Origin of the sequence: Paenibacillus ihuae, assembly GCF_001368795.1 — a bacterium.
GTDB lineage: Bacteria > Bacillota > Bacilli > Paenibacillales > Paenibacillaceae > Paenibacillus_AQ > Paenibacillus_AQ ihuae.
Genome location: NZ_LN831199.1, coordinates 241,645 through 247,539, shown reverse-complemented (window position 1 = coordinate 247,539; position 5,895 = coordinate 241,645). Strand labels below are relative to the sequence as shown.

Below are 5,895 nucleotides of genomic sequence, written 5' to 3'. Positions count from 1 at the left end.
GGCAGCTGCTGTTGCAGAGCAGGAGTTTCCAGGCGGCAGCGGTGTGCCGGCACTGCTGGTGTGGCACCGCGAAGGCGGATTATCAGAGGAGGATCTAGTACATATCATCGCGGTATACGGCAAGCTGGAGCAGCAGCCGCTTCCGCATCAGAATTATGTGCCGCCGCTCGGGCAGCTGCCGCCGCAGGCGCTGCAGGCTTCACTGTCGGAGGACCGCAGTACTCTGGTCACTCCTGTGCTCTTTGACAAGGCTGCAGACAGTGATCAGCTGGGTGAAGCGATAACGGAAATGAAGTCGGTGATTAGTAAGGAGACCGGTAGTGATCCGGCGGCGGCCAAGGTGGACGGCAGTGAACTCAGCCTCCGGGTATCCGGGCCTGTAGGAATCTCCATTGATGCAACCGGCCTGTTCAAGGACGCGGATGTCTCCTTACTGATTGCGACAGTCGTTCTTGTGCTTGTATTCCTGCTGCTGATCTACCGTTCGCCGATTCTGGCGCTGATTCCGCTTATAGCGGTAGGATTTGCCTATGGTGTTACCAGTCCGCTGCTTGGACTTATGGCCCGGGAGGGCTGGATTACGGTCGATTCCCAGGCCGTGTCGATTATGACGGTGCTGCTGTTCGGCGCGGGAACCGACTATTGCCTCTTCCTGATCTCGCGGTTCCGTCAGATGCTCAAAGTGGAAGAGAACAAAGGGCGCGCACTGCTTAGCGCGATTACCCATTCTTCCGGTGCGATTGCGATGAGCGGCTTCACGGTCGTGCTTGCGCTGTTTGCATTGCTGCTGGCGAAGTATGGAGCCTACCACCGCTTTGCGATTCCGTTCAGCGTATCCATTCTTATCATGGGTATCGCCAGCCTGACACTGGTGCCGGCACTGCTGGCAATCTTCGGGCGGATGTCGTTCTTCCCGTTTGTGCCGCGCACACCGCAGATGGAAGCGGAGCGCGCAAGAGCCAAAGGCAAACCGGTTCCAAAGCCCAAAACCCGCAAAAAGGGAATCGGCGGCCTGGTGGTCTCCCGTCCCTGGACGATTGTGGCGGTAACGATTATTGGTCTTGGCATTCTGGCTTCCTTCTCCAGCGGGATTAAATTCACCTATGATATTTTGTCTTCTTTTCCGAAGGATATGGAGTCCCGGCAAGGCTTTGATCTGATCGGCACACAATTCTCCCCCGGGGAGCTGGCTCCGGCCAAGCTCATCATTGATACACAAGGACAAGTAAGCGGAGAGGATTTCAAGGCCGTTTTGGGCGGGATATCCTATATAGATACGGTGTCCGACCCGCAGCAGGGTGCGGTTAATAAGGATATTGTAGGCTTTGATATTGAGTTCAAGAGCAATCCGTATTCACTTGAGGCAATGAGCCATATTCCGGTACTGCTGGAAACAGCTGAGCAGGCGCTGGCTGAATCAGGCCTGGATCATGCGGAAGACAGTGTATGGATCAGCGGGCAGACGGCAACCCAGTACGATACCAAAGAGCTGGGTGAACGCGATACCGACCTGATCATACCGGTGGTTATCGGATTGATTACCCTGCTGCTGCTGATCTATTTGCGGTCGGTGACGGCAACCGTCTACCTGGTGGCAACCGTCATTCTGTCCTTCTTCTCGGCCCTTGGGCTCGGCTGGATTATTATTCATTATCTACTGGGCGCCGATGCGATTCAGGGATCGATTCCGCTGTATTCCTTCGTCTTCCTGGTTGCACTCGGTGAGGATTATAATATCTTCATGATCTCTAACATCTGGAAGAAGCGCAGACGGATGCCGCTCAAGCAGGCGATTGCCGAAGGGGTTAATGAAACCGGATCGGTCATTACCTCCGCCGGGCTAATCCTGGCAGGAACCTTCGCTGTCCTTGCCAGCCTGCCGATTCAAGTGCTGGTGCAGTTTGGCATCATTACCGCGATCGGGGTGCTGCTAGACACCTTCATTGTCCGGCCGTTTCTGGTGCCGGCGATCACCGTGCTTTTTGGCCGCCTGGCGTTCTGGCCCGGCAAGCATCAGGAACTGGAGAAACCGCTGCCTGCGGGCGCCGATGATCATTATTAAGGCTGCTGCTTAAGCCTGAACAACAAACAGGGATGCCTTCGCTTAGACCCTAAGGTCTAAGGCTGGCATCCCTGTTCCTGTATAACCTGCTGCGATATGCAGGGGGATATTATTGCTCCGGCTGGCGGCTGATCACAAGCTCGTATTTGTCGAGCGAAGCGCCCAGGATGACTTCATTTCCGCCTGCTCCGCGGTGTGATTCGCGGAAGGAGGGGCTGGCTGTCCAGCCCTTGAACGCTTCCTCATTCTCCCATACGGTGCAGACTTTCAGCTCTTCCACGCCTTCTTTGGCGGCGCTGTGCCATACTTCCAGCCGGACAAAGCCGGGCATGGCCTGTACACCGCTTGCCCCGCCAAAACGCTGGGCCAGGGTTGCCCCGTGGCCTTCCTTGACCTTTATTGTATTGGTGACGACCAGCATATTAGCAGTTCCCCCTCAAAGTCAAAGTATCGTGAAAATAACAGCTAAGCCAAGCTCATTTATTGCGGATTGGTCGTCCAGATGCCTGCGGTCTTCAGGAATACGCGATCCGGCAGCTTCAGTGCCGCTAAGGCCAGTTCGGCTACATCCTCCGGCTGCATCATCCGGTCTTCATCGCCGATCTTGAGGCCGGCATTTTCGGCCAGACCCGTATTAACCGTGCTTGGCGTCAGCGCCACGACCCGGATATTGTGCTTGCGCACCTCCTGGGCGAGTGCTTCAGTCATGCCCATGAGGGCAAATTTGGAGGCACAGTAGGCCGAACCGGTGGCAAAACCGCGTTCACCGGCTGTGGAGGAAATGTTGATGATGTTACCGCTGCTGCGCTCAATCATGGCTGGCAGAGCTGCACGGGTTACATAGTAGGTACCGAACAGGTTGACCTCCATATGCTTCTCCCAGTCAGCCGGATCCATCTCCAGGAAAGTACCGAATTTGGCGATCCCGGCATTATTAATCAGTGCATCGAAGGCGCCAAGCTCATGCTGCAGCGAGACAACGGCCCGCTCCGCCTCTTCACGTACAGAAATATCGGCTACAGCAATGCTTACCTTGACATCATAGACTTCGGTCAAGGCTGATTTCAGTGCCTCCAGATCCGCAGATGTTCTGGAGATCAGGCCCAGGTTTGCGCCCTCCTTGGCTAATGCCATCGCTAATGCTTTGCCGATTCCTTTGCCGGCACCTGTGATCACAATGCTTTTTCCTCTTAAATCCATGACTTTTCTTCACGCTCCCTATCGCTCTATTATTGAGGTTCCTTTACAACCCTATTATACCTGAGTGGAAGCGGACAATCACTTTTCCGGCGTAAGCTTCGTAAGCGGCACTGTAGCCGGGCCTTCCAGCACCTTACCCTCATAGGAGAAGCGGGAGCCGTGACAAGGGCAGTCCCAGGAACGTTCGCCGTTATTCCACTCGCATTCACAGCCCATATGGGTGCAGGTCCGGTCCACCAGATGCAGCTGGCCTTCAGGGTCACGGTAAGCACCGACGCGTTTGCCGTCATGAAAGACAACCGCGCCCTCATCCGGCTCCAGATCGCTTGTCTTTTTGCGGACAATCTCCACCTTGCCGGCTACCAGCTCTTTGGCGACATTGGCATTCTGCACAATGAAGTTTTTGATGCCGGGGTTCGCTTTGAAGCGGGAAGGATCGTACAGACTGCTGTATGGATTCGTCTTCCCCTGAATCTGATCCGTGATCATACGTGCAGCCAGTGTCCCGCTGGTCATCCCCCATTTGCCGTAGCCGGTGGCGATATAGATTTCTTCATCTTCTGCTGCCCGTCCGATGTAAGGGACTCTATCCAGTGTAACGAGGTCCTGTGCTGACCAGCGGAAGGGAATTTGCTTAATCCCCAGCAATTCTCCGGCGAACAGCTCCAGCTTCTCATAGTGGCCAAAGGTGCAGATCCCCTGTCCGGTCTTGTGGTTCTCTCCGCCGACAATCACAAGTCTCTTGTCGCCCCATTCCACGGCACGCAGAGAACGTGTAGGATTTCCGGCGCTGAGGTACATGCCGCCCTCAAAGTCCGTTTCCGGCTCGATTGCCAGAGCGTAGGAACGGTCAGCATGCAGGCGTGTGAAGTATAGCCCGCCTCCGTCATAGAACGGGAAATGGGAGGCGGAGATGGCATGACGGCAGCGGATTTGATGCTCGCTGCCTTCGGTGTACAGCGTGAGGCGGTCGCCTTTGTCCACCTTTTCGCCAATCGTGGTGTGCTCGTAGACAACGCCGCCTTTGTCGAGGACAGCCTGCAGCATCCCCTTAAGGTACTCCAGAGGATGGAAACGTGCCTGCCCTGCCAGCTTAATGGCTCCTCCGGCCATCAGCGGGAGCGGGACATAGTCCAGCCATTCTCCCGGCAGACCCAGCTTCTCGTAAGCCTTGAACTCCTTTTCCAGCTGCTTCAGCGTTTTTTCGTCTCCCTGATCGGCATAAAGATAGGCGGACTCACGATGAATTCCGCAGGACAGATCCAGCTCTCCGGCTGTGGCAAGGATCCACTCCAGCGATTCACTATGAGATTGGAAGTAAGCCCGCGCCTGCTCCTCACCGAAATGACTCAGCAGATCATGATAGATCATCCCGTGCTGGGCAGTGATCTTGGCAGTGGTAAATCCGGTAGTTCCCGTAAGAATCTCTCCTGCTTCCAGCAGGGTGACCTTATAGCCTGCTTTACTAAGGAGATAGGCCGCCGTAATCCCCGTTATTCCCGCGCCTACGATTGCCACATCAGTAACATGGTCTTCCGCAAGCCTCGGAAAGGAAGGCAGTTCAGTCGTACCTCTCCATAACGATTCCGGAAATTGGGGAAGACCTTGTGAGTTCATGTTCGGTGTATTCATTATCCGATCCCTCCATATGCAAGATTTCATTTCATTTATTACCACATTACTGTTAAAAGAAACCTGACAGTGCCATGTGCATGAAATAAGAACTGCTGTGCCCAAATAAGGTTCAGCTTCGGGAGAATCCGGCAGAGGAGGATAAAGATGCCCGTGCAGCAGATAGTGGAGAAAATATCCGTGGAATGGATCAAATGACAGTTCGACCATTTTGCGGACCTGGATGAAAGAATGCTGACGGCGCCTTCCGGGAAGGCAGGCTTACTGTATATCAAAAGCATCACCGACCCGCAGATCATCAACCGGAGTATTATTGCGCCCTTTTATGAGATAGATAATCCGGCGGTCTATTCAGAGTATCTGAGATACTATCCCGGCAGCGAAGAGGGCAAGACAGGAAAGCAGGTATTGGAGCTGATGCTGAGCGGTTATGCCTGTGTCCACGTAGAGGGAGAATTATGCTTCTTCGATGCCCTGAAGGCGGAGAGCAGAAGTGTTAGTGAGAACATGACGGAAAGTGTGACACAGGGTCCATCTGATGCGCTGACCGAAAACCTGGCAGTGAACCTGAATCTGATCCGCCGGCGCTATCAATCCGCTGAACTCAAAATGGAATCGATGGTGATCGGAAATATTTCAAGAACCAAGGTGGCCATCCTGTACGATGACAGCCGGGTGAACCATCAGGTGCTGGACGAGCTGCGGGAAAGGCTTGGGACACTGAGAATAGATATTTTGCAGGCATCAGGAGAACTTGAGAAATATATCAGAAGTGACAAGCTGCATATCTTTCCAAAAACAGGGAATCCACTATGGAGCCCGTCACTGGAATAACAGCACGGAATTGCGGGATTGGGAGAGGTGGTATCTACGGCTGAAGTTTCAGGTGGAAGCTGCCGTGGGGGTGAAATATTCTGGAATGATCAGATAGGCGGACGAATGGATTGACGCTGGGGTGTTCAGGATTTATACTTGATCTAAAAATAAGTTAAAGGATGATA

The 5,895-nt window shown here is 54.0% G+C and carries 5 protein-coding genes; 2 read left to right on the top strand and 3 right to left on the bottom strand.

Annotation, left to right across the window (positions count from 1 at the left end; translation table 11 throughout):
- Window positions 1-2,062 (top strand): MMPL family transporter (locus AQR02_RS20770; protein WP_245237648.1); only part of this gene is annotated, 2,062 nt, incomplete at its 5' end.
- Window positions 2,063-2,171: 109 nt separating this feature from the next.
- Here the strand turns inward: AQR02_RS20770 and AQR02_RS20765 are convergent.
- From AQR02_RS20765 to AQR02_RS20755, 3 genes are all read right to left on the bottom strand, one after another.
- A complete protein-coding gene (locus tag AQR02_RS20765) occupies window positions 2,172-2,483 on the bottom strand; it encodes an antibiotic biosynthesis monooxygenase (RefSeq protein ID WP_054942344.1) in 312 nt (103 codons plus the stop codon).
- A 59-nt stretch (window positions 2,484-2,542) separates the two neighbouring features.
- A complete protein-coding gene (locus tag AQR02_RS20760) occupies window positions 2,543-3,262 on the bottom strand; it encodes a 3-ketoacyl-ACP reductase (protein WP_054942343.1) in 720 nt (239 codons plus the stop codon).
- Between the two features lie 78 nt (window positions 3,263-3,340).
- Window positions 3,341-4,894, bottom strand: coding sequence for an FAD-dependent oxidoreductase (locus AQR02_RS20755; protein ID WP_054942342.1), 1,554 nt, complete (start codon window positions 4,892-4,894; stop codon window positions 3,341-3,343).
- A gap of 219 nt (window positions 4,895-5,113) precedes the next feature.
- Between AQR02_RS20755 and AQR02_RS20750 the strand changes: the two genes are divergently transcribed.
- Entirely contained in the window at window positions 5,114-5,728 is a 615-nt protein-coding gene (locus AQR02_RS20750) for a spore germination protein (RefSeq protein WP_280818654.1), read from the top strand.
- Window positions 5,729-5,895 lie beyond the last annotated feature (167 nt).

What these genes read in the sequence shown, in the direction of transcription:
- AQR02_RS20765 (WP_054942344.1), bottom strand. Translation starts at nt 2,483, where the DNA reads ATGCTGGTCGTCACCAATACAATAAAGGTCAAGGAAGGCCACGGGGCA.
- AQR02_RS20760 (WP_054942343.1), bottom strand. Translation starts at nt 3,262, where the DNA reads ATGGATTTAAGAGGAAAAAGCATTGTGATCACAGGTGCCGGCAAAGGA.
- AQR02_RS20755 (WP_054942342.1), bottom strand. Translation starts at nt 4,894, where the DNA reads ATGAATACACCGAACATGAACTCACAAGGTCTTCCCCAATTTCCGGAA.